Origin of the sequence: Desulfomonile tiedjei DSM 6799, assembly GCF_000266945.1 — a bacterium.
Taxonomy (GTDB): domain Bacteria; phylum Desulfobacterota; class Desulfomonilia; order Desulfomonilales; family Desulfomonilaceae; genus Desulfomonile; species Desulfomonile tiedjei.
This window is the reverse complement of record NC_018025.1, coordinates 4,430,173-4,452,933: the sequence shown is the minus strand read 5'-3', so window position 1 is coordinate 4,452,933 and position 22,761 is coordinate 4,430,173. Positions and strand designations below refer to the sequence as shown.

The 22,761-nt window shown below is 50.4% G+C and carries 24 protein-coding genes; 14 read left to right on the top strand and 10 right to left on the bottom strand.

The annotated features are described in order from the left end of the window. Positions 1-38: 38 nt before the first annotated feature. The 3 genes from amrS to DESTI_RS18955 form a co-directional block, all read right to left on the bottom strand. The gene (amrS, locus tag DESTI_RS18965) at positions 39-1,052 is read right to left on the bottom strand and encodes an AmmeMemoRadiSam system radical SAM enzyme (protein WP_014811582.1); all 1,014 of its coding nucleotides are present in this window, start codon (positions 1,050-1,052) and stop codon (positions 39-41) included. Beyond that, positions 1,027-2,499 carry a UDP-N-acetylmuramate:L-alanyl-gamma-D-glutamyl-meso-diaminopimelate ligase gene (mpl, locus tag DESTI_RS18960; protein ID WP_014811581.1) on the bottom strand — a complete coding sequence of 491 codons (1,473 nt, stop codon included), beginning with the start codon at positions 2,497-2,499 and terminating at the stop codon, positions 1,027-1,029. The genes amrS and mpl overlap by 26 nt, the downstream gene beginning before the upstream one ends. A 102-nt stretch (positions 2,500-2,601) precedes the next feature. Next, entirely contained in the window at positions 2,602-2,787 is a 186-nt protein-coding gene (locus DESTI_RS18955; protein WP_014811580.1) for a DUF8462 domain-containing protein, read from the bottom strand. A 201-nt stretch (positions 2,788-2,988) separates the two neighbouring features. On the opposite strand from DESTI_RS18955, the gene DESTI_RS18950 reads away from it, so the two are divergent. The 6 genes from DESTI_RS18950 (at position 2,989) to DESTI_RS18925 (ending at position 8,914) form a co-directional block, all read left to right on the top strand. Then, the gene (locus tag DESTI_RS18950; protein ID WP_014811579.1) at positions 2,989-3,552 is read left to right on the top strand and encodes a GNAT family N-acetyltransferase; all 564 of its coding nucleotides are present in this window, start codon (positions 2,989-2,991) and stop codon (positions 3,550-3,552) included. After that, positions 3,552-4,211, top strand: a complete 660-nt coding sequence (locus DESTI_RS18945; protein WP_014811578.1) for a GNAT family N-acetyltransferase — start codon at positions 3,552-3,554, stop codon at positions 4,209-4,211. Before DESTI_RS18950 ends, DESTI_RS18945 begins: the two co-directional genes overlap by 1 nt. 84 nt (positions 4,212-4,295) lie before the next feature. Further along, positions 4,296-4,736 (top strand): cytidine deaminase, encoded by a 441-nt coding sequence (locus tag DESTI_RS18940; protein WP_014811577.1) that lies wholly within the window; start codon positions 4,296-4,298, stop codon positions 4,734-4,736. A gap of 346 nt (positions 4,737-5,082) precedes the next feature. After that, the gene (locus DESTI_RS18935; RefSeq protein ID WP_014811576.1) at positions 5,083-5,487 is read left to right on the top strand and encodes an FmdB family zinc ribbon protein; all 405 of its coding nucleotides are present in this window, start codon (positions 5,083-5,085) and stop codon (positions 5,485-5,487) included. Positions 5,488-5,563: 76 nt separating this feature from the next. After that, positions 5,564-8,272 carry a vitamin B12-dependent ribonucleotide reductase gene (locus DESTI_RS18930; protein ID WP_014811575.1) on the top strand — a complete coding sequence of 903 codons (2,709 nt, stop codon included), beginning with the start codon at positions 5,564-5,566 and terminating at the stop codon, positions 8,270-8,272. 138 nt (positions 8,273-8,410) lie between these two features. Then, positions 8,411-8,914 carry a hypothetical protein gene (locus tag DESTI_RS18925; protein ID WP_014811574.1) on the top strand — a complete coding sequence of 168 codons (504 nt, stop codon included), beginning with the start codon at positions 8,411-8,413 and terminating at the stop codon, positions 8,912-8,914. A gap of 109 nt (positions 8,915-9,023) precedes the next feature. On the opposite strand, the gene DESTI_RS18920 is transcribed toward DESTI_RS18925, so the two are convergent. Next, positions 9,024-9,365, bottom strand: a complete 342-nt coding sequence (locus tag DESTI_RS18920) for a hypothetical protein (protein WP_157212207.1) — start codon at positions 9,363-9,365, stop codon at positions 9,024-9,026. Between DESTI_RS18920 and DESTI_RS30875 the strand changes: the two genes are divergently transcribed. After that, a complete protein-coding gene (locus DESTI_RS30875) occupies positions 9,348-9,524 on the top strand; it encodes a hypothetical protein (RefSeq protein ID WP_157212206.1) in 177 nt (58 codons plus the stop codon). The genes DESTI_RS18920 and DESTI_RS30875 overlap by 18 nt on opposite strands. Before the next feature lie 11 nt (positions 9,525-9,535). Here DESTI_RS30875 and DESTI_RS18915 read toward each other — a convergent pair whose 3' ends face one another. The 4 genes from DESTI_RS18915 to DESTI_RS18900 form a co-directional block, all read right to left on the bottom strand. Beyond that, on the bottom strand, positions 9,536-9,832 hold the full coding sequence (locus DESTI_RS18915; RefSeq protein WP_014811572.1) for a hypothetical protein: 297 nt from the start codon (positions 9,830-9,832) through the stop codon (positions 9,536-9,538). Positions 9,833-10,362: 530 nt separating this feature from the next. Then, positions 10,363-12,783 carry a penicillin acylase family protein gene (locus tag DESTI_RS18910; RefSeq protein WP_014811571.1) on the bottom strand — a complete coding sequence of 807 codons (2,421 nt, stop codon included), beginning with the start codon at positions 12,781-12,783 and terminating at the stop codon, positions 10,363-10,365. Next, positions 12,780-13,751, bottom strand: coding sequence for a methylmalonyl Co-A mutase-associated GTPase MeaB (gene meaB, locus DESTI_RS18905; protein ID WP_014811570.1), 972 nt, complete (start codon positions 13,749-13,751; stop codon positions 12,780-12,782). Before meaB ends, DESTI_RS18910 begins: the two co-directional genes overlap by 4 nt. Positions 13,752-13,760: 9 nt before the next feature. Next, the gene (locus DESTI_RS18900; RefSeq protein ID WP_014811569.1) at positions 13,761-14,912 is read right to left on the bottom strand and encodes an acyl-CoA dehydrogenase; all 1,152 of its coding nucleotides are present in this window, start codon (positions 14,910-14,912) and stop codon (positions 13,761-13,763) included. A 243-nt stretch (positions 14,913-15,155) separates the two neighbouring features. On the opposite strand from DESTI_RS18900, the gene DESTI_RS18895 reads away from it, so the two are divergent. The 6 genes from DESTI_RS18895 to DESTI_RS18870 all read left to right on the top strand — a co-directional run bounded on the left by DESTI_RS18895 (position 15,156) and on the right by DESTI_RS18870 (position 20,971). Further along, complete coding sequence (locus DESTI_RS18895) at positions 15,156-15,773, top strand: TetR/AcrR family transcriptional regulator (RefSeq protein WP_014811568.1); 618 nt, start codon at positions 15,156-15,158, stop codon at positions 15,771-15,773. Beyond that, positions 15,770-16,753: an HlyD family secretion protein gene (locus tag DESTI_RS18890; protein WP_014811567.1), complete on the top strand. Its 984-nt coding sequence runs from the start codon at positions 15,770-15,772 to the stop codon at positions 16,751-16,753. The genes DESTI_RS18895 and DESTI_RS18890 overlap by 4 nt, the downstream gene beginning before the upstream one ends. Further along, complete coding sequence (locus DESTI_RS18885; protein ID WP_014811566.1) at positions 16,750-17,676, top strand: ABC transporter ATP-binding protein; 927 nt, start codon at positions 16,750-16,752, stop codon at positions 17,674-17,676. Before DESTI_RS18890 ends, DESTI_RS18885 begins: the two co-directional genes overlap by 4 nt. After that, positions 17,673-18,815, top strand: a complete 1,143-nt coding sequence (locus DESTI_RS18880) for an ABC transporter permease (RefSeq protein WP_014811565.1) — start codon at positions 17,673-17,675, stop codon at positions 18,813-18,815. Before DESTI_RS18885 ends, DESTI_RS18880 begins: the two co-directional genes overlap by 4 nt. 129 nt (positions 18,816-18,944) lie before the next feature. Then, complete coding sequence (locus tag DESTI_RS18875; protein ID WP_014811564.1) at positions 18,945-19,931, top strand: hypothetical protein; 987 nt, start codon at positions 18,945-18,947, stop codon at positions 19,929-19,931. A gap of 527 nt (positions 19,932-20,458) precedes the next feature. Beyond that, positions 20,459-20,971 (top strand): ferritin family protein, encoded by a 513-nt coding sequence (locus DESTI_RS18870; protein ID WP_014811563.1) that lies wholly within the window; start codon positions 20,459-20,461, stop codon positions 20,969-20,971. Between the two features lie 428 nt (positions 20,972-21,399). Here DESTI_RS18870 and DESTI_RS18865 read toward each other — a convergent pair whose 3' ends face one another. Further along, positions 21,400-21,633, bottom strand: a complete 234-nt coding sequence (locus DESTI_RS18865; protein ID WP_014811562.1) for a hypothetical protein — start codon at positions 21,631-21,633, stop codon at positions 21,400-21,402. A gap of 520 nt (positions 21,634-22,153) precedes the next feature. Between DESTI_RS18865 and DESTI_RS18855 the strand changes: the two genes are divergently transcribed. Further along, complete coding sequence (locus DESTI_RS18855) at positions 22,154-22,375, top strand: hypothetical protein (protein ID WP_014811560.1); 222 nt, start codon at positions 22,154-22,156, stop codon at positions 22,373-22,375. 39 nt (positions 22,376-22,414) lie between these two features. On the opposite strand, the gene DESTI_RS18850 is transcribed toward DESTI_RS18855, so the two are convergent. Beyond that, the gene (locus DESTI_RS18850; protein WP_014811559.1) at positions 22,415-22,738 is read right to left on the bottom strand and encodes a protealysin inhibitor emfourin; all 324 of its coding nucleotides are present in this window, start codon (positions 22,736-22,738) and stop codon (positions 22,415-22,417) included. Positions 22,739-22,761: the final 23 nt, after the last annotated feature.

Sequence of the window (22,761 nt, the reverse complement as noted above, 5' to 3'; positions counted from 1 at the left end):
GTCTTTTAAAGCCGGTTTGCACTCCAATGTCAACACTGTCAGAGCTCGATGCCATCAAGCTCGAAGCCGCATTTCGGGCAGCGGCCTTCTTTAAGTGCGTATTTTTTTATGGAATATCCCACTCGATCGATCAAGAGCCCGGAGCATTCCGGACAAAAAGTCTTTTCCCCAGGGTCCCACGGAACGTTGCCGGTGTAGACATATTTGAGTCCCTCGTCAAGGCCGATTTGTCGCGCCTTTCGCAAGATTTCCACATCGGTGGGCGCAATATCCTGCTCTTTGTATTGCGGATAAAATCTGGAGACATGCCATGGAACATGTGCCCCGAGCTCTTTCCGTATGAATCGCGCGAGTTCGCGAATTTCGAGAAATTCGTCATTCAGCGAATGGATCAGGAGTGTTGTGACTTCCAACCAGATGCCCAGTTCACGCATGTACTTGAGAGAATCGAGGACTCCATCCAGCCTGGCTTTGCAATAGCGAACATAAAACTTATCGTTGAATGCTTTCAAGTCCACATTTGCCGCATCGATCAGACCTTTTGAATCGTCGAGCATGTCACGGGTCATGTATCCATTCGTCACGAATACGTTCAGGAGACCACGCCGATGAGCCTCTTCCATGGTCTCACGAGCCAACTCGTAGTAAATCGTGGGTTCCGTATACGTGTACGCAATACTGCGACAGCCGCTTTCCACAGCCATTTCCACTATCTGGGCCGGAGAATACTCCTCACCGATAATCCTGTCCCTGTCGCGAGGCATCTGGGAAATGGAATAATTCTGACAAAAAGTACAGAAGAAATTACAGCCTACCGTTGCTATGGAGAACGATTTGGTCCCAGGGGCAAAGTGGTACAGAGGCTTTTTCTCGATTGGGTCGACGTTGGTGGACACAACTTTGTCGTAGACCAGCGTGTATAAAGTGCCTTTCTGATTGAGACGTACCGAGCAAAGACCTTTTTTGCCGTCCTCTATTTTGCAGCCGTGGCGGCATAGCCTGCATTTTACCGCATTGGATTCGAGTTTATCGTAGAGAGTTGCTTCCTTCATGACATGCCTCCTGGAGGCTTTTTTGAAGATTCCTGCAAAGGTCGTCGAAGCTCCCGTTAGACATAATAAGCACTACATCCCCTTGCCGGAGGTTGGATAACAGGAAGTGGAGAATTTCTTCAGTATCACCGAAGGCCCGCGCCTCTTTACCTTGAGTGCACAGATCCCGTGCCAGCCTCTCGGAATCGAATCTGTCGGAGCGCGGGACATCTTCAACATCGCGCGGGGTTCGGATCAGAACCAAGTCTGCATCGCTGAAAGCAGAAGCGTACAAATTCTGAAAGAATGCCCGCCTGCTCGTGTTTGTCCGAGGTTCGAATACCGCAACAAGCCGTCTGCCGGGAAACGCAGCTTTCACACCCGAGCACGTAACGTGTACGGCAGTGGGATGATGCGCAAAGTCATCTATGACGGTGATGCCGCGATACTCGCCCAAAATCTCCTGACGTCTTCTTACGCCTTGAAAGGAGGCTAGCGAGTCCAGAGCTTCCTGGGGATCGAGTCCTACCTGAACACATGCGGCAACCGCAGCGACTGCGTTCAGGACATTATGCATCCCGATGACGGCAAGTCTTCCTGCAGCTACTTTCATCCCATGATTCGTCAGAACAACGGAAAAACCTCCGTCTGAAGGGGTTGCATCGGTTACGGACCATTGGACGACGGAACTGAACCCGTACGTGACAACAGGGCCTCTGCATGCCTCCGCGATCGCGCGGACGTTTACGTCATCGACGAAGGCCACGAGCCGGCCTTCTTTGGGAATAAGTCCCGCAAAAAGACGAAATTGTTCTCGAATCTGATCGAAGTTGTCATAAATATCCGCATGATCGAATTCGCAGGAAGTGATAACTCCGATGCCGGGACTGTAATGGAGAAACTTCGGGCGTTTATCAAAATATGCTGTATCGTACTCGTCGCCTTCTATCACGAAAACCGAGCCGTCCGTTACCCTGTGATTCAGGCCGAAGTTTTTCGGCAGGCCTCCAATCATGAATCCCGGATCGCGTCCGGCAGAAGCGAGTATCCACGCGATCATTGCCGTTACCGTGGTTTTCCCATGGGTACCTGCGACCACTATGCGGGTCTTGTCCCGGGCAAAGTAGTGTGTAACGGCCAGAGGCATGGAAACATACGGTATGCCTGATTTCTCAAGCTCCACTGCTTCCGGATTGGTTCTGCGGATCACGTTTCCTACGATGACGAGGTCAGGTCTCGGCTGGAGGTTGGAAGCCCGATAGCCTTCCATGATCGGAATCCCAAGATTCCTCAGAAAATCGCTCATAGGCGGATACACGGCTTGGTCCGATCCGGTAACGCGATACCCCTTTGAGTGAAACATTCCTGCCAGCGATCCCATGCCCGTGCCACAGATTCCCATGAGATGAATATGGGCAGGTGGGGATATAAGCCTCGGAATTTCATGGCTGTACGTGGAATTGTCCATAGATGTTGCTTATGCGCCCAGAGCTTTTTTCAAACATATCGATGGGGAGATTCGTGAGTCCTCCGCTGAGTGTTTTTTTTGGCGCTGGAGGACTCATTCTTTTCAAGAATCCGAAGGAGCGTAATAGCAGCGTTTGGGAGAAATGACCATTCCCTTCTTCTTCAGACCGTCAATTATTTTTGATACTTCCTTTGAGTCCAGATTCAATGCTTTTGCCACGTCACCCGGTCTCACGGGCTTTCCCAAATTTTTCATAGTGCTCAGTACGGTTATTTCTTTTTCGTCCATAAGTGCCTCCTGGAGAAAATCGTCGCTTATGACGGCACCGCATTGTAGTACCACATGAACGGTTGTGCAACCATTTTGCCTGTCTAAGACATGGAATCGGAATCCGGGAGTCCCATTCTCGACCGAATTTGCGTTTGCCAAGATTCCCGGCCTTTGTTAAAAAAATATGTTCTGATGAACCTTTTGTGCAAGGAGCCAGCCATGTTTGACGACTACCCGAAGGAAATAATAACCAAAGATGGACTCCCCGTGCTCTTGAGACCTCTCGTTCCGGAAGACGAACACAAGCTGTTGGAACTCTTCGCAAGAATTCCGGAGGACGAGAGATGGTTCTTGAGAGAGAACCTGGCTGATCCTGATGTAATGCATGAATGGATACAGCACCTCGACTTCAGCCGGCTCTTGCCATTGGTGGCAGTCACGCCGGATGGAACTATCATCGCAAATGTTCGGCTTCATAAACGTCCCTCGGATTGCCTGTCGCACGTTGCACATCTCCGCATAAACGTCGATCCGGAGTATCGACAACAGAGGATCGGCACATGGATGCTCCTTGACACAATCAAACTCGCGATGAATATAGGTATTGAGATACTCGTCGCAGAATTTGTCTCCGGCGTGGAGGACGCAGCGAAGAACGGGGCGCATAAACTGGACTTTCGTGAACAGGCCGTCCTGAAAGACTATGTAAAAGACCGACAGGGTAAGTATCGCGACCTCATAATTATGCTCAAAACCCTGCAGCGGGACTGGGGTGACTTTTGATGGAAAATCTGGACGTGGGAACAATCTCTGTTCCCCGTAAACAACCTTTACCGGCATATAAAGAAGCGAATGGCATCATCATCCATCCTCGATTTCCGGCGGAAGATTTCCATGGATTGGAACTGGACCCGGGTCTGGGCAACTTTGCTCATTATTCGTCCATAATTCAGAAACTCGAAGTGTTCGAGAGGATTGCTGCAAAAAAGGGCGGACGCGTTTCTCTGGCGCTTCGCGATGAACGTGTTGTGGTGGGATATCTTGCCTGCTGGTTTCCGGAAGAAACGGAACGGTGGAGCAGGTTGGGTGAGCTCATGTACGAATTGGGCGCAATCGAGGTGAGCCGCAACTTCAGGAAAACCGGAATAGCTTCCAAAATGCTGGATATAACCTTATCCAACGACGACTCCCTGGAATCGAAAATAGCGTATATGAACGGGTTCTCCTGGCACTGGGATCTCGACGGAACCGGACTGACCAAATTCGAGTATCGCAAGCTCATGCTGAATCTGCTGAAAAACTACGGATTTCGAGATTACTACACGAACGAGCCCAATGTATCCCTCAGGGAGGAGAATCTCTTTATGGCTCGAATAGGTTCTGAAGTGTCCGAACAAGACCGGAAGAGGTTCTCGCATCTCCGTTTTGGCATTTATGACTAAAGGAAGTTGTTGACCCTTCAATCCTTTATTGCTATCCAGGGTCCCCTATACTTTTTTCGAAATGTACATCGCGAGATCTTATCCATGAACATCGATCGACTTATCTCTGCCGCTCTTCAAGTGCGAGACAATGCCTCTGTTCCTTTGAGCCGATTCCGCGTAGGCGCTGCGGTTCTCACAACGGATGGAGAAATCTTCGAGGGCTGCAATACTGAATGCTTAATTCCTGCTCTGGGCGTCTGCGCCGAACGAAATGCCGTAAATCATGCGCTGATACACGGTTCACGAAGCTTCATCGCAGTGGCCGTGGTTTCGGATCTGTACGCACCCCTGTTGCCCTGCGGCACGTGTCTCCAATACCTGCAGGAATTCGCCCGTCTGGAAGGCCGCGACATTCTTATCGTTGCTGAAGGCCGTTCAGGAGAACGGATTGTCACGAGCGTAGACGAACTCTTCAAAGGGGGATTCCCTCCCGATACGTCTGTCAAAGAAATTCAGGAATCATTTAGCTGGACTGTCGACTGATTTTCCGGAAAGCGAGATTCAGTTCGGGGGTGTCATTGCGAGCGAAGCGAAGCAATCGCCTGAAATTAACCGGTTGAATCAGGAGATTGCCACGTCACTGCGCTCCTCGCAATGACAATATTTGACAGAATTGCTGAATCGGCTGTTCCGATGCCAGGTAGGGGCACACTCGCCTTACTCGCCTAGACTGTCTCAGAATTCTCGAATGCGCAAAAATCGTGGCACGATTCGCCATCCTTGTAGGGGCAGGCCTCGTGTCTGCTCTTGATTATTAATCACAAAATAACTTGAAATATCAATTAATAAAATGATAAAATTAAAGTATAATCATAATTGGAGCCCCCAAATGAAAAAGAAACTTGTAATGTTTTCGAAGACCACACGTGTCCTTAGAGTCGCCGAGGTTCTCGCCTGCATCATGCAGGACATGTCGGATGAGGAAATAGTGCGGAAATTCGGTCTTACCTGGAAACAGCTCGGAAAAGTCTATTCAAAGCTCTTTTATGGAGGATTTCTTAACACGCAGGACTTGGCCAGACGCATAGAATTGCGAAACGGAAGAAGCACTGCCCACATTCCCCTGGTGGAAATCGAAAGCTCACAGTACGAGTACGAGTGCGGCACGTGCGGATTTATTTCATCACTCCATTTCAGTGAATGCCCGAGATGCAGACAACTTAATCTCCGCAGACTCGTGAGAAAGGTCCCCGATTGGGTAGCAGAAATCAGATACGCCGCGGCAGCTTCTTGATAAGTGCTCTTGCCTGAAACGAGGGCTTGCATTACGCTACTTTGAGTTACAGCGCAAACGCCGATCAGGAGAAAAAATGCGAAAGCCAAACGGCAGCAAACGTAGGGCCCGAGAAAAAAGCGTTCAGCCTGTACGATCGTCGGATTCCGGTCTGGTTTTCCGCCGTGTTTTCACGGTAGAAGGGCGGGACCCTCTGGATGCGGTCGTGTGGCAGAAGCGCACTGCTGCAATTCGCAACGAGAAGAACGAACTGATTTTCGAACAGACCGATATAGAGACGCCGGAGTTTTGGTCCGATATGGCTCTGACGGTGGTTGCTTCCCGCTATTTCCGAGGAACGCTTTCTTCGGAAGAAAGAGAAACCAGCGTAAAATCGTTGCTCACACGGGTGGTGGACACCATAGCCGTCTGGGGAACGGATCAGGGATACTTCGCGTCGCCAGAAGATGCCCGTGTGTTCCGTGACGAATTATTGTTCCTCGTACTGCATCAGAAGGCTTCATTTAACAGTCCGGTCTGGTTCAACATAGGCGCGGATCCGCATCCGCAGTGTTCTGCATGCTTTATCATCAGTGTTGACGATACCATGGAATCGATCCTCCAGTGGTACACCCAGGAAGGCATTATCTTCAAAGGAGGGTCCGGATCGGGGGTAAACGTTTCGAAGCTCCGCTCCTGCAGGGAACCTCTCAGTGGAGGCGGTCTTGCCTCAGGGCCCCTGTCGTTCATGAAGGCCGCTGATGCTTCCGCAGGAGTGATCAGGTCAGGCGGCAAGACGAGAAGAGCTGCGAAAATGGTGATTCTCGATATCGATCATCCCGATATCGTGGCATTCATCCGTTCCAAGGCGCTGGAGGAAAAGAAGGTCCAGGCGCTCGTAAACGCGGGGTACGATGGATCGCTTGAAGGTGAAGCGTACTCTACCGTAGCATTTCAGAATTCCAATCACTCGGTCCGGGTCACGGACGAGTTCATGAGAGCAGTCGAAACCAACGGAAAATGGCAGACTCGATTCGTTGCTTCAGGCAAAGTCGCAGACACGTACCCGGCAGGGGACCTCATGAGAGAAATGGCTTTGGCGGCTCATGCATGCGGCGACCCCGGTATTCAGTTCCACACGACCATCAACCGCTGGCACACCTGTCCTGAGACTGCTCCCATACGAGCTTCCAATCCCTGTTCCGAGTACATGCATGTTGACGATTCCGCGTGCAATCTGGCTTCATTGAAGCTCACGGCGTTTGCGGACAAGAACGGATTCGATACCGAAGCATTCAGGCACGCTGTAGACATCATGATTACGGCACAGGACATTATTGTTGATAAAGCAAGTTACCCCACGCCTGCGATAACACGAAATTCCAGAAATCTGAGAGCATTGGGACTAGGATATGCCGATCTGGGGGCACTCCTCATGTCCATGGGACTCCCTTACGATTCGGATGAAGGTCGTGCCTGGGCTTCGGGCATTACTGCACTCATGACCGGGGAAGCCTACAGCCAGTCTGCCCGGATTGCCGCGGTTCGCGGTCCTTTCAGCGAATTTGAAAAAAACAGGGAACCCATGCTGGGCGTGATTCGTGCTCACAGCGATAAGGCATCCATGATCGATGGGCCTGCTCTGCCGAAACCCTTCCTGGAAGAAATCAAAGAGGTGTGGGATGCGGCTCTGGCTCTGGGCTCGGCGCACGGATACGCAAACTGCCAGGTAACGGTAATTGCACCCACCGGCACCGTAGCATTCATGATGGACTGCGACACCACAGGACTGGAACCGGAACTGGCTCTCATCAAATACAAATCCCTGTCAGGGGGAGGGCGGCTGGAAATCGTAAATCGCACGGTTCCCAGAGCGCTCGAGCGCCTCGGGTATTCGACCTCTCAAGTCAATGAAATAACCGTGCAATTGGCGGAGACTGGGAGCCTGGAACACATTCCCGAACTGGCTCAGGAACATCTGCCCGTTTTTGATTGCGCATTTCGCCCTTTGAAAGGCAAACGCAATATTTCGCCGGAAGGCCACATTCGCATGATGGCTGCCGTCCAGCCGTTTGTTTCCGGAGCCATCTCTAAAACCGTAAACCTGCCGAACGATGCCAGCGTAGAAATGATCGAGCGCATCTTCACGCTTGCATGGCGGCTGGGACTGAAGTCCATCGCGGTATATCGGGACGGATGCAAGGCTGTTCAGCCTGTAGTCACTTCCCAGGCACTCTTCGAATCTCAGCCGGTGAGGAAACGTTTGCCCGTGGACTGCAAAAGTTTTCGGCACAAATTCGAGGTTGCGGGACAGAAGGGCTACATTCATGTGGGGTTCTATGAGGACGGAAAAGTTGGCGAGATCTTCATTCGTATGGCAAAAGAAGGAAGCACCATTTCCGGGCTCATGGACACCATAGCGACCTTGACCTCGATTTCTTTGCAGTACGGCGTCCCGTTGGAAGCTTTGGTGAATAAATTCAGCCATGTGCGATTCGAGCCGTCCGGTTTCACCAGTAATCGGGAGATTCCCATAGCGAAATCATTGACTGATTATATTTTCCGATTCCTGGGGATCCGTTTTCTCAACAAAGACCAGCAGGTTACGGCAGGTTTATTGCCTCCGGGTGAGGGTAATCCGAATTCCGGCGTGCCTGCATCCGGCGGCGACCAAAGAACACAGACTGCATACCCGTTCCATCTGCAATCAGATGCGCCTGCATGCCATGACTGCGGAGCGATCATGGTAAGGGAAGGCTCGTGCTATAATTGCCTCAACTGCGGAGCAACCAGCGGATGTTCATAGTTTCCGCAATGTAGTCTCTGCTGTTTGTAGTTCATTTGCATTTCGGTTTACCTTTAGCTGATGAATAGTCGGCTTGTTTATGTGAATATCACATGGTATGGTTATGATTGCTTCCTTCCACTTCACACGGAATAATGTATGAAGATTCTTTTGAATACAGGAATTGCATTTCTGGTGATGATCGCCTTGTGCGGTTGTCTGTCGGGGCTGAAGAATACAAAATCATCTCCCGGTCCCGCGGATCTTAAATCAAAACCCCTTCCCGAGCCGGGAGTGAATGAGAGATCCAAAGATGGGCAAACTCAGCTACCGCCAGTAGCGAAGGGGACAGATTCCAGACCCGAGGAACCACCCGCAGACCTACGGCTCAAAGATGAAGTGAATCGAGCTGCTCTCGAATTTGCCGAAAAGAACGTCCGGGACGTCCTTCATGTGAAGACGTGTTTTTCACGTCTCGACGGAGTATGGAATATGATGCTGTACGTCCGTAAGAAGAAGCGGGTGTCGGTCCAACAATTTATCTGGAACAAAGAGACGCGTGAATGGGAACCGACGAGGAACGCCCCGGACCTGGCGCAAGAACAGGTTGAATTTGACCTGAAAGGCGAGTTGAGCGACGAAAAATGTTTCGTGCTCAAGTGATTGAAAGGCAATGTAATACTGATTTGCATTCAGAGAGATAAAATCTGGGAAACACTTCTTACAAAAAGGTTCCCGGATATTACTGCTTTGAAAGCACATTGGCATAAGATCAATCCCCGAATGGATTTTCGTGTCTTAATTTACCGGCTTTTTTGAGTATTTCTATTATCCGGCGTTTCATGAAATCCGACAGGTCCGACCTGAAACGAACAAGCCGTCCGCGACCGTCCAAATCCCAGGGATACGTCAGGACAAAAGAAGTGCCTACGGGCCAAATTCCGTACGTTGCACCCAGTATAATGAGATCGCGAAGCTTTTCGGAGCGTGCCTCTTTGGAAAAGGCAGTAACGATCCCGCCAAAAAGATGGTCTTGTCGATCGTGTCTTTCTCCGACTATTTCCGGATGCCTTTGCTCGAACTGCCGGATGGCCACTTGCAGATCGAAGTCCAATTTCTTTCCCGTAAAGTAATGGCGCGAAAAAGCAAAGTGGCCTATTTCGGAGTCCGGATCGGCTTCGAGCAATCCTTGCACCACGGCCAGATCGACAACCCTACTGAAATAGATGCGGTTCTTATCCTGGGTTGTGAGCTTATCGACAGGATGAACTAATTCTTCGTCATCTATTTGATTCGACGTGGAAAACTCCTTGCTTCCACCGGATCGATCCTATCCAGGACCGGGGTAACTAACGGACAAGTGATGGGACTGAGAATCGCCAGTGGGATGTCAAGTAAGTACGCCAAACCGTCTTCCAGAATTTCTAAAGCCGGTTTCGGAGCTTTACAAACGACCTGGCATTTGTTCTTGGCATCGTATACGGTGTACGTTCCTTTTGGTGCGGTAGCTGCATTTGCTATGAGACAGGATGCGAGAAATACCACTACAACCATAGCCGTGAAATACACACGGAATTTCATTCTTACCTCCAGACAAGCAATTCATAAAAAAAGATATGTATTTATTATACTAAAATTCACGCATTTTATCAACTTCGGAGAACGCGAGCCTCTTTTCGCCAGCAAAGGCAGTCTCTTTAGGAATTGAACCTGGTTACGTTCTTTCAAATCGAGAAAATGAAATCAATACCAGCCTATTATTGCGATTTGCTCAAAATTCTGGCTTATCCAGCGCCCGAATACAAAGATATTAGTGGGGACCGGCGTCCCGAAACTGTCTCAAAATTCTCGAATGCAGAACAAATCGTGCCACGATTCATCATCCTTGTAGGGGTAGGTCTCGTGCCTACCCTCCTGCAATGACCGGCACGGAGGCCGGTCACTACCGGGCACCCACGAGGGGCGCCCCTACAGTCAGACCGGGCGGATGATGAGAAGATCGTGCTACGATGAGGGATCAATTCTTGACTTTTGAGACAGTTTCTTGCACCCATGGCTACTCATGGTTAGTCCTTCGGGACTTTTGTGGCCTTAAGACTATCGAATTCTGACTAGTTAAGACTGAGCGCTCGACCGGACTTGGACTTGAACACCACCGGATCAAAGCCGCTTTTTCGTATATCCGCTACATCGGTGGGTTCTCGGAAATATCGCCCTGCCAGCCACGCGGAAATCTGGTCCTTGTAATGGGAAGAGAAGAAATGAGCCGAAGCGCCCATGTGAGTCAGGCAGAAAAGTCCGGGAGGTTGGGTCATGTCCGTAATCTGACTCAGGGATATGCTGTCCTGCACGGAGAACGGTCGAGACTGTGACCAGCCTGATTGAGCAATCGTGTCGAAGGATCCGGATACTCCCATGGGACCGACATCGTACAGCGCTTCAAGAAAACGTGAACGCACGGCTATGGGATGGTGAAATTGGATTTTGTGAATCGCCCCCCATCTCCATTCCCCAGGCTTCAGCCCCATGAGATTTTTCCCATGTGCCACAGCCTTTCTGAAGCTGGCAGAGAGCATCTCTTCGACGGTTTTTTGACCGGGAAGCTTCCTGTCTTGCATCAGGAGAAGGCTTTTTATCAGCCGATCTGGCAATGCATGATGAGCGACGTACGCGTTAAACAAATCTTCACCCAGAAGAGGCAGCAGGATCTCTTCTGTCAGGGACTGCCAGGTCAGGCCGAATATTGCCGCACCTGCAGAATCCCTGTTCATCTGAAAATCCCACGACGCGAGCACGCGTGCAGCTTCCTTTTCTGAAGAATCTGCCAGGCCCTTTTGCGCAACGGCATTGAGAATCAGAGGTGTGAACCCCTTGGCAACAAGGGATACCGTATCGCCAAAAGTTGACTGGAGCCGTTCTCGTGAATGATCCGAGGACTTGTTCAGAATCTCCCTGATACGAGTGCTCCTGCTGTCATCACTCCAATAGCATGTTACAAACAGCGGGAAATGTTGCCCTCCGGGCCTGCCCTCGCTCACAATGGATAGACCATCCTTTGGGTTGGTCACTGCCGGCATTTCAGAGGGGGAGAAATATCCGCTCCAGTCGTGTACGGCCGTCCACGCAGGAAGCGGCACTATTCCGTCGCTTCCCGGCGCACGAACCGGAACTGCGCCAGCCCAGCGTATGCCGCAATTCTCTTGCTCGTCCGCCCACAACACATACATGCATGGAGCCACAAGACGGCCGGCTGCGGATGTTATGTCCTTTTCATCATGAGCTCTGTTGAGTGCGAACATGCAGGGAAACAGCGACGTCCCGTCACGGCCGGTCCAACGCAGCGATAATGCGCAGGACTTGTGAATGTCGGAGACAATCGGACCGGTCTCGGTTAAGGCTATTCTTCTGGTTTCCTGATCGCCGCCTTTGATCCTGAAGTGTTCCACAGCCTCTTCGATTCTCTTCCATCTGTCTATGCGCCAGTACTGTTGCTGAGAATCATCCAGTTTCTCGATGAACAGATCGGAATCGTCAGAAGCAGCAGGAATGCAGCTCCAGCTAAGCTTACCGTTACTGCCCGCAATTGCTGCAGGAACTCCGGGGATGAATACTCCCGTGAGATTGAAATCCTGTGTGCTTATTCGTGCTCGATACCAGAATCCGGGTGCGGCAATTCCCTGGTAGATCGCAGACCCTACAATGGGTTTTCCGCTGCGAGTATTCTCTTTGCCCAGGACCCAGCCGATACCTCCGTACAGCGCAGGAACCACCGTCTTCAACGTCAGAGGCGAGAGCAATGGGCCTTTAGGTTCCCAGCCGATAAGCTCGGAAGCCACAAATGGTGCTGAAGCAGCGGGATCTGAAGGAAACAGGGGAAACGCCTTTTCCTTCCCCAGCTTTCCCAGGATTTTCGTCAAAACGGCGTCCAATTTCGGTGCAGTGGAACTCTCCCATACGAGTCCGTGCAGAATCGCAAATACATCGTCGGCCGAAAACAACTCCGGTCTGTATTCGAGAAGAGAAAACTCCACCGGAAGCTTACTTCCCTGGTCGGTAATGTAACGATTCACGCCTTCCACGAATTTTTCGAGCCACAGGCGTTCCCGGGCATCGAGATTTGCAGCCTGCTCTTTGGGTCTTCCAGCGATAACCATGCGGACAAGATAGTCCCTTTCCAAATAGTCCGATCCAAGAATTTCCGAAAGTCTGCCCTGGCCGGCTCGACGCATATAATCCATTTGCCAGAGCCTATCTTCGGCCATGACGTACCCGAGGACAAGAGCAACGTCCTCTTCACGTTCACCAATTATCCCTGGAATTCCGCTCGGATCGCGAACCACTTTGACGTCCGCCATGATGCCCGGCGTCTCTACGACAGATTGGTTTTCAGGAAGGAGCGACAGAACGAAGAAATAGATCCACAGCACTGCAGTGCCTGCAAGGAGAATGAGAACCACGGGAATGATGGTGAAGATCCTGGACAACCACACAGGATCGAGATCGGTCTTTTGGAGCGCTCTCAGAGGATTCAACTGGAGGGACCTTTCATAAGCTTTTCCAGGAGTTCTGAACTTACACCGTAAGGATCTTTTTCTCTCTCCACGATTTCTCGAACAAATCCGTTCAACCCCGCGACTCCGCCAATGCGTTCAAGCGCGGTTTCAATGAGGTTTTCCTTTAAAAGATCCAAAAGCTGATTGCGAACTCTCACTTCTTCCCGTTTCTTGAGTTGATCGTGACCTGGTTGAAGAAGATGATCCCGATGCCTGAGTATCGCTTCATGGACCTGTTCGATTCCCTGATTGAGGCTTGCCACAGTCTCGATTACCGGGGGATCCCATCCTGCCGCCTCAAGGCGTTCCGAAGACATCTGGAGCATGAATTTCAACTCACGGACCGTTTTACCGGCCCCTTCCCGATCCGCCTTGTTCACGACGAATATATCGCCTATTTCCATAAGGCCGGCTTTTATGGCCTGAATGTCATCTCCCATACCTGGAATGGTGACAAGCACGGTTGTATGAGCGCTGTGGGCTATGTCGATTTCATCCTGCCCGACTCCGACGGTCTCGACGATTATCACGTCCTTTCCCATGGCATCCAGTACAATTATTGCATCCGCCGTAGAACGCGTGAGACCGCCGAATTTGCCGCGAGTCGCCATGGAGCGGATGAATACACCTTCATCAAGGAAATGCTTCTGCATGCGAATACGGTCGCCAAGAATAGCCCCACCGGTAAAAGGGCTCGTGGGATCTATAGCCAGAATGCCAACTTTTTTGTCTTCTTCTCTGAACTGTGAAACCAGCCGGTCCACCAAAGTGGATTTACCCACGCCGGGAGACCCCGTGACGCCGATAATATGTGCACGTCCGGAATGTTTATACAAGACGGAAAGATCGTCCAACACTTCGCGATCTCCGTCATCGATCTTCCGGATAAGCTGGGCAGTGGCCCTGATGTTTCCCTCTAATACCTTTTGAACCAGTGGGGTGTTCATGTTGTGAAACTACTTACGTTTACCAAGGATATTCCTTGCGATTACCATACGTTGAATTTCGTTGGTTCCTTCATAGATCTGGGTGATTTTGACATCTCTCATATGTCTCTCCATCGGATATTCTTTGCAATACCCGTATCCACCCAGTACTTGGATGCCTTCTATGGATGCCTGCATCGCGACATCCGACGCATACAGTTTAGCCATCGCCGCCTCTTTTTCGAACGGCATTCCGTGATCTTCCAGCCAGGCTGCACGCCATATGAGGAGTTCTGCAGCATCCAGTTGAGTTGCCATATCGGCAAGTTTCCATTGAATAGCCTGGTACTCGGCAATCGGTTTGCCGAACTGGATTCGTTCCAACGCGTACGCAGTGGCTTCCTCCAGGACTGCTCGGCCGATACCTAATGCCTGGGAAGCGATACTGATTCGTCCGCTATCCAGCGTCTCGAGCATCTGGCGCAAACCTGCACCGGGCGCTCCAAGAATATTGTCTTTCGGAATCCGTGCGTCCTCAAAAACCAGTTCAGCGGTTCCTGATGCGTTGATTCCGAGCTTTTCCTCCACTCTTCCGACTTTGAATCCCGGAGTCTCCCTTACATCGCACACAAACTGGGATATCCCTTTGTAGCCTTTGGATCTGTCAGTGATAGCAGCGAATACGCAATAATCTGCTATGTTTCCATTTGTGATAAACTTTTTTTCTCCATTGATTACCCATGAATCGCCGTCGAGCACCGCTGTGGTTCTCATGGCTGCAGGATCGCTTCCTGCGTCTGCTTCCGTCAACGCATAGCAACCAACGGATTCCCCTGAAGCGCAAGGAGTGAGAAACCTTTCTTTTTGCTCCTCGGTCCCGAATTTCAGCACCGGATAGCAATACAATGAGTTGTGGGCAGCCACGATCACCCCTGTGCCACCGCATCCCCGGGATATTTCTGTTACGATCATGGCATAGGATATATAGTCCATCCCTCCCCCCCCGTATTCAACGGGAACCGCCACGCCCATTACTCCCATTTCACCAAGAGCTTTGAGTACTTCGGGGGAGTGAGTATGTTCGCGATCCAATCGGTCCGCGATGGGTTTCAATTCATTGTCCGAGAATTTTCTGGCCATATCTCGAGCCATCTTTTGTTCTTCTGTGAGTAAATAATCCATACCTGATCACCTCGTTTTATATTGTCACTCGAAAGTCCTAAAATAAGGCCTTCCAAGGTCTGACCATATTCCTTAGAAGTCGATCACTCGAATGTCAACAGGAAATAAAGGCTTTAACGAAAATGCGTATTTAATTTGACTGTATGGTGGAAACTGATTATACTCTATTAGTTTCCTGAGTGTTAGTTCCCGGCTGCCAATTCAGTCTCGGGACAGAGAAGGCGTCAATGAAGGACAGCATCGATGCAACAGCATGAATTTTCTGCAGAGGAGAACCCCGGCCGACAACGAATTGTTGCCGCAGCCCGTCGTCACTTTTTTGCCTATGGTTTCCGTGCCGTAACCATGGACGATCTTGCGAGAGAACTCGGTATCAGTAAGAAGACGCTCTATGTACATTTTCCGAGCAAGATTGCGCTTGTTGAGGCTGTGCTCCTGAATAAAATTCAGAGCGTCGAGGCTGATTTGAAGCAAATCACGTCAGAGTCTTCATCCGAATTTATTCCTGCGCTCCATAAATTACTCCCGCGCATTCAGAAACATCTCGAAGAAGTGCAGCCACCTTTTCTGCGTGACCTCCGGAGAGATGCGCCGGAAATCTTCAAAGTCATAGAAATCAGGCGCCGAGAGGTCGTGTATCAGTATTTCGGCAAGCTGGTTCACGATGGCCAATCCGCAGGAGTTTTTCGTCAGGATGTACCAGTCATCCTGATCATAGAGATCCTGATGGCTGCAACAGAGGCGATTATGAATCCGGAAAAACTGACGGATCTCAATATATCTCCGAAGGCCGGATTTTCCGCCATCATTTCGGTGATTCTGGAAGGCATAATTACAGAAACGGGGAGAGCGATACTATGATCACTTTTAATGCAGGAAATCCGCTCTTCCTGGTTGGCGTCACGCTTATGGCATTGGGCCTTCTGACGGGTTGCAGCTCTCAGTCTACGAATCGCATACAGGGGTATGTCGAGGGAGAATTTGTCTATGTTGCATCGCCTCTCTCCGGTCAGTTGGAATCGTTGTATGTGCAACGGGGCCAGTGGGTGAAACCGGGGGACCCTCTTTTCGCCCTCGATAGTCAACCTGAAAAGGATGCTCGCGATCAGGCGAGCCAGCAACTCGTGCAGGCACGGTCAAATTTGGAGGATCTGAAGAAGCCACGGCGCCCGACGGAAATTGAATCGATTCAAGCGCAGTTGGAACAAGCTCGCGCTGCGTTGGTCTTCTCTGAGAAGAATTTCGAACGCCTGGTCCAACTGGAAAGAACCGGAGCACAGGCGATGCAAGACCTCGACCGTGCGCGTTCAACACGCGATCAGGATAAGAAAAGAGTTGCGCAGCTTGAAGCAGATCTTGAAACCGCCCGTCTCGGGGCTCGGGCCGACCAGATTGCCGCAGCAGAGGCGACCGTGCGTGCCCAGGAAGCAGCACTCGCACGGGCGGAGTGGAATCTTGCACAGAAGCGCCAGAATGCACCTCAAGCCGGTGTCGTTTTTGACACGCTGTATCGCGAGGGCGAATGGGTTGGAGCGGGCAGGCCTGTGGTCGCTCTGCTCCCGCCGTCGAATGTCAAAGTGCGTGCTTTCGTTCCTGAGACCAGGATTGGCACCATACAATATGGAGATCAGCTTCACGTGTACGTTGACGGACGTCCCGAGCCTATGGTGGGGAAGGTAAGTTTCATCTCGCCGCAGGTGGAATATACGCCACCCGTTATTTATAGCCGGGAAAGCCGCTCCAAGCTGGTGATCATGATCGAGCTGCGTTTCGACGATAAAACAGCGGCGCTCTTGCATCCGGGGCAACCGGTGGATGTGCAGATAGGTCCTAATAAATGACCGACGAACTCGCAATTGATGTACACGGCATGACCAAGAGGTTCGGGGATCTAACCGCGGTGAATCATATCGATCTTCAGGTCCGGACAGGGGAAATTTGCGGTTTTTTGGGCCCGAACGGCAGCGGGAAAACCACATTTATCCGCATGCTATGCGGTTTACTCCGTGCAGACGAAGGAAGCGGTACGTGCCTTGGATACGATGTGATTCGCGAAAGTGAGATTATAAAGCGCCAGGTCGGGTACATGACTCAGCGGTTCAGCTTTTATGAGGACCTGAGTATCTATGAGAATCTCGATTTCGTCGCCCGTTTGTATTCCATGAAAAACCGGTCTGAAGTCGTACGTGAAAGCATACAACGTCTCGGGCTGGAAGCACGACAGCACCAGCTTGCAGGAGAATTGTCCGGTGGTTGGAAACAACGCCTGGCCCTGGCAGCGTGTCTAATTCACGATCCAAAACTCCTGCTCCTGGATGAACCTACCGCGGGCGTGGATCCACAGGCTCGCCGCGATTTCTGGGAGGAGATTCACCGGCTTGCAGGTCAAGGGCTCACGTTCCTTATTGCTACGCATTACATGGATGAGGCTGAGCGCTGCCATCGCCTTGCTTTCATTCTCAATGGCGTTCTCCTGACTCAGGGGACAATCTCCGAGGTTATTGAGAAAACCCGACTCACAACATGGTCTGTGAGCGGTCCCAGATTGACTGAGCTTGCGGAAAGGCTCCGGAAACTTCCGGATGTGGAGCAGGCTGCGGCGTTCGGGAGCGCCTTGCACGTCAGCGGAGTCGATGCCGCCAAACTCGAAAAAGCTATCGCTCCTTTTCGTTCCGAGGGATATAAGTGGCAGGAGGTCGAGTCCGGGCTGGAGGATATTTTTATTCATCTGATGGAGAAAGCGAAAGGCAGGCCTTCATCATGAAAGAATGGCAGGGATTCTCGCCCGCACGACTTTGGGCAATGGTAGTAAAGGAATTCATTCAAATGCGTCGGGATCGTCTCACGTTTGGAATGATGGTGGGAATCCCGCTGCTCCAACTTATTCTCTTCGGTTATGCAATCAACTCCGATCCGAAACAACTGCCTTCAGCGGTGCTTCTCGCGGACAACGGTCCACAGGGACGAACTCTGTTGTATGCGATTCAGAATAGCGGGTACTTCCATTTTGTCAGACAGGTGAAAACTGAAGAGGAAGGCCGTGAAGCTCTCGCGAGGGGAGAAGTCCAGTTTGTGATCAATATTCCGGAGAATTTTAGCCGAGATCTGCTCCGGGGCGACAAACCTGCAATCCTCATAGAAGCGGATGCTACCGATCCCGGCACCACGAGCAATGCTATCGGCTCATTGAATGCTTTGCTGACGACTGCACTGCAAAACGATCTGAAAGGACCTCTCAGTTTTCTTGCAGGCACGAGCGGTCCCGTAGAATTGCGGGTCCACGCGCTATACAACCCTGAGGTTATAACGCAATACAACATCGTACCCGGCCTGCTCGGTGTCGTTCTGACAATGACCATGGTGATGATTACTGCTTTGGCCATTACGCGGGAACGCGAAAGCGGTACCATGGAAAACCTTCTCTCAATGCCCCCAAGACCGGTCGAAGTTCTGATCGGCAAAATTATCCCTTATATTCTCGTAGGATATATCCAGGTTGCACTGATTCTCCTGGCAGGACATTTTCTTTTCGGCGTCCCGATGCAAGGCAGTCTGACCCTCCTGTTGACTGTCACATTCCTGTTCATCGTTGCAAACCTGGCAATGGGCGTAACTTTTTCCACCATTGCGGAGAATCAACGCCAGGCCATACAAATGGCGTTCTTCTTCTTTTTGCCGAATATATTATTGTCAGGATTCGCTTTTTCTTTTCGAGGCATGCCCGATTGGGCGCAGATGATCGGTGAGCTCTTGCCACTTACCCATTTTCTCCGCATAGTACGGGGTATCCTGCTCAAAGGAAACGGTGTTGCGGATGTTGTCGTGGACCTGTGGCAAATAGGGCTCTTTACCGTGATAGCCCTGGCGATCGGCGCGAAACGCTACCGCCGCACTCTGGACTAAAGAGTAAGAATTGGGGAAACACTTCTTATAAGAAGGGTTTCCCCAAATTCTTCTCCTTTGACAGGATTCCTGGACCTTGGGGAGAGTTTTCTATAGAATTACGCTTTTCCTTGGACGAAAGGAGATCAAATGGCGAAGTATTACCAGCAGTTCCTCGGTGTTGGACCGGGTATTTCGGTAGAACTGCTTGATGATTCCACATCCCCGTATCTCGTACGCACTACGGACGGATTCGAATTTTTTGTGAGCGCTGAGGACTTTCGAAATTACTACAAGGAGGAGAATACTCCCACTCCTGAACGTTGGAGCCACCTGATCACGGACCCGGTCAACGGAACAGTGAATTCTCGTCTTATTGAGCAGGTGATGAACATTATCCATACCTTTGAAGTATGCGTTCAGGATTTCGAAAAGGCTCGTTCCGTGGTGAGATCGCTGGCTCGAGCGGTAGAAGCGAAACCGTCCGTCAAGCCTCGTGAGCTCTTGAGGAATCTGGAAGAATTGGGCTGCAATCCGGATACTGTGTCCGAGCGTGACATCAAGAGAGTTACTGAAGCATCTCCGCAAATACGATCTCTGCTCATTCAGGCCAATTGTGCGGAATTGCCGGGGCCCGCACTGGATAAGAGCCCTGCGGAATTAATCCCGAAATCTTCGAAGGAGCGGGTTCCGGGAGAAGAATCGCAGAAGAAAGTTGCCGCCCGGGTCGCTAAAGCAGCAACTGCACGCATGAAGAATGTAGCAATGTTGGTTGACGGCGACATACTCACTGTTGAGATCGATCTATCAAAAGATTTTGGTCCGTCAAAATCGGGAAAAACTACAATTGTCGCATCCACGGAGGGAAATAAGTCGGTTCCCGGCCGTTCGGAGAAGATCGGGCTCAATGTTTACAAGCAGGAGGGCAAGAAGGCTGCAACAGGACGCAAGAATGCCTTCAAAAATATGGAGATGAAGCTTGACGGGTCAATACTAACTATCACAGTAGATCTTTCAAAGGAATTCGGTCCGTCAAAATCCGGGAAGACCGTAATTATAGCTTCGTCTGAAGGCAATCAACTGGTCTTCGGATCCAGTGAAAAAATCGGACTCAACGTGTACAGGAAAATCGATTGAAATTGACTGCGTAGCGCTGAATTCTGATAAGCGAGGCAACCTGTTCCTCTGTTTTGAGGAGATTGCCGCGAGTATGAACTCTACGTACACGTGACCGGTTGCCCCCCATCTGCGCTAACCTAAAGTATTTTTGGTTCGTTGTTCCGGAGGAACAACTGGAAATAGGCTGGCGATTCATTGCCGGTTAAGGAAAGATGTAATGATCTTCGAGTCCAGGAGGGACGACTGATCAATGGATTCCCGGCAATGAATTACCGGGCTATTTTCTTCAGTCCCTTTGGGACAAAGAATTGGAAACTAGGTTAGCGCCTATGCGGCTGCCCCCCCTCATTTCCGAAGATCGGAAGGAAAAAAACAGAGAAGACCTTTCGAGTATTACCGATCTAACTTGCTCCAGCGCGAAGTTTGTCTTAAAAAGATATGTTGACGGTGGTGAATTACCGTTCAACTTCAGAGCAACCGATTTACGATAACGTTCAGGATTGGCACATTGGACCATTCAGAGTCTCATTGACCAAGGAGGATGTATGTTCATTTTTGGAACCGCAGACGATGTTTTCGCAATGGCTGTCCGCATAGAAGAGAACGGCCATCAGTTCTATGCAGCGGCCGCAAAAAAAGCTGACGACCCTGCAGTGAAGAAACTGCTTGAAGATCTTGCCTTCATGGAAGAAAGCCACGTAAAAGCATTCAGAGATTTGAGAGGGCAACTCCCGGCTTCTTTTCCCGATGCGGTGTGGGACCCGGAGGGACTTGCGGAAGGGTATTTGCAGGCTACCGCTGACACGCACATTTTTACTGTGGAGGCGGCTTCCAGTAGACTGAAATCCGCAAATGAGCCTTTGGAAGTCCTGAATATGGCGCTTCAATTCGAAAAGGATTCCGTCGCGTTTTTCCTCGGAATGAAAGAGATATTGCCTGATGTTTCCGGGAGAGGCGAAATCGACAAACTCATAATGGCCGAAATGGATCATATCCGCATGCTTTCCGCTGCACGAAATCAGCTCATCGCATCCGGAACAACAACAGCGATCGGTTAGCACGGAGGTTGGATACGAACTCTGCTAACCCGACGCGGCCGGCAGCGAGCGGCCTCCGTGCCGACTGAATTGGGTTTTTGCAGTGTTTCTCAAAAGTTTTGAAGTAATCCGATACCTGTGATGAAAACTGTTAGTAGCGCCCGGCGTCCCTGCCGGGCACAATTAACTGATTTGTTTATATATTGTCCACCGGTACGGAGGCCGGTGGCTACCAATTTCGACGAATCGCTCTCCATTGCTTTCGAGAATTACTCTAAGAACGAATTGTTGTAAGAAGTTTTCTTTCCCCGGAATGACCGTTCAGCAATTTTGAAAGTTTATTGCGGGAAATTCAGGGCGGGATTTCGGCAGTATTTACGTACTGAAAATACACGTATCAGACAGGAAGTTTGCAGAGTCCGGTAGTTGATTTTCAACCGAATACTCGTTCACTCTTCAACCTTTTTCTCTCCGCCCGCGCGCAGTTTGGTCGAAATGCGTTCTCCCTTTCTTTCTCCCTCCAGGATCTCAAGATTAGCCAGGCACGCGCCATCTTCCGCCGAGATACACGACAAGACCTTACATTCGAGCGGCGATCCTTTTTCCATGATCGTGATGATATCGCCTCGTCCAAGCAGGCTTCTCCCGGGAACAGTTGTTTGCGATTGCTTTTTTCGGGCCATACCTTTCTCCTTGACCGGCGGAACGCTGAATGTTCGGAATTTTCACGAGCAGTGAATGCCCGAAAGCATCACGCTAAGCCGTTTCCATATAAGCTTCTACCAACGGATTTATGATCGGGGATTTCTGCGATGGTGAGCTCTCTCCGGGTTTCTTGAACTGTGTTTCCTCGCCTCGACCAAATGACTTCAGGAGCGGAATACTGTCTTTCATAGAATGCGCAGTTGAGGCACAACCCGAAGTACACATACAGAATGTCACGAGAAGAATCAGAAACTTGAATGTAGGGAACATGGTGTACATCTTCTCTCTAAGATTCAATTATTTAAGCATAAATAATGCTCAGGGTCAAGTTTCGCCCCCTTGTGTCGGACGGAGCTGTTCTTTTTCGAAACGAAATGATATGATTATGTTACGACAGGAAATAAGTACGCGTCACTGTGCCGACAACTCACATGGAAAGATCGGTTACGGTGCACACAAAGTGAATTCAGGCTTTATCGAAAACCGAGGAGAAGACCGATGGCGAGTTTCCTATTGTTCCCCATAAAAATATTGGGCTGGGCTGCTGCGGGTTTTGCTTTGGGCGCCGGTTGGAAAGCAGGGTCTCATGTGGTGAAAACAATTATGCAGGACGAAAATGTGCAGCAGTTCTTTCAAGATGTTAAGGGTAAGGGCCAGAATGCAGGAGCACCTTCAGGACAAGCGGACCCTCTCTGGAAACGCAAATTCGATGCGTTCTGAATCTCTATGAAAAACGATAGATAACGGTAAACAGAAAAACTATCGAGGTTGCGACCGTACACGGTTCTTGAGGTAATTTAACAAAGGACGACTGCCGTCGGGAATACTGGAGTCGTCAAATGCCAAGCTAAAAGTAACTTCACTGCTCTCAATTGAGATACTGTAATAGAAGAGATCGCAAGCTACTATTCTCTGCCAACGAGCGACCTTTCTCCAAAACGGGATTTTGACAGTCAGGATACCGCTGTTCCTGACCAAATTCTCGATCTCGGCAGCTCGAGCGGGAGACAACGTCTTGGTGTCTATTTCGCAACTCTGGATCAAATTGGCAAAGCCGCCCGTTTGGCGAAATCTGATCTTCATAAAAAAACCAATTTCATTTTATT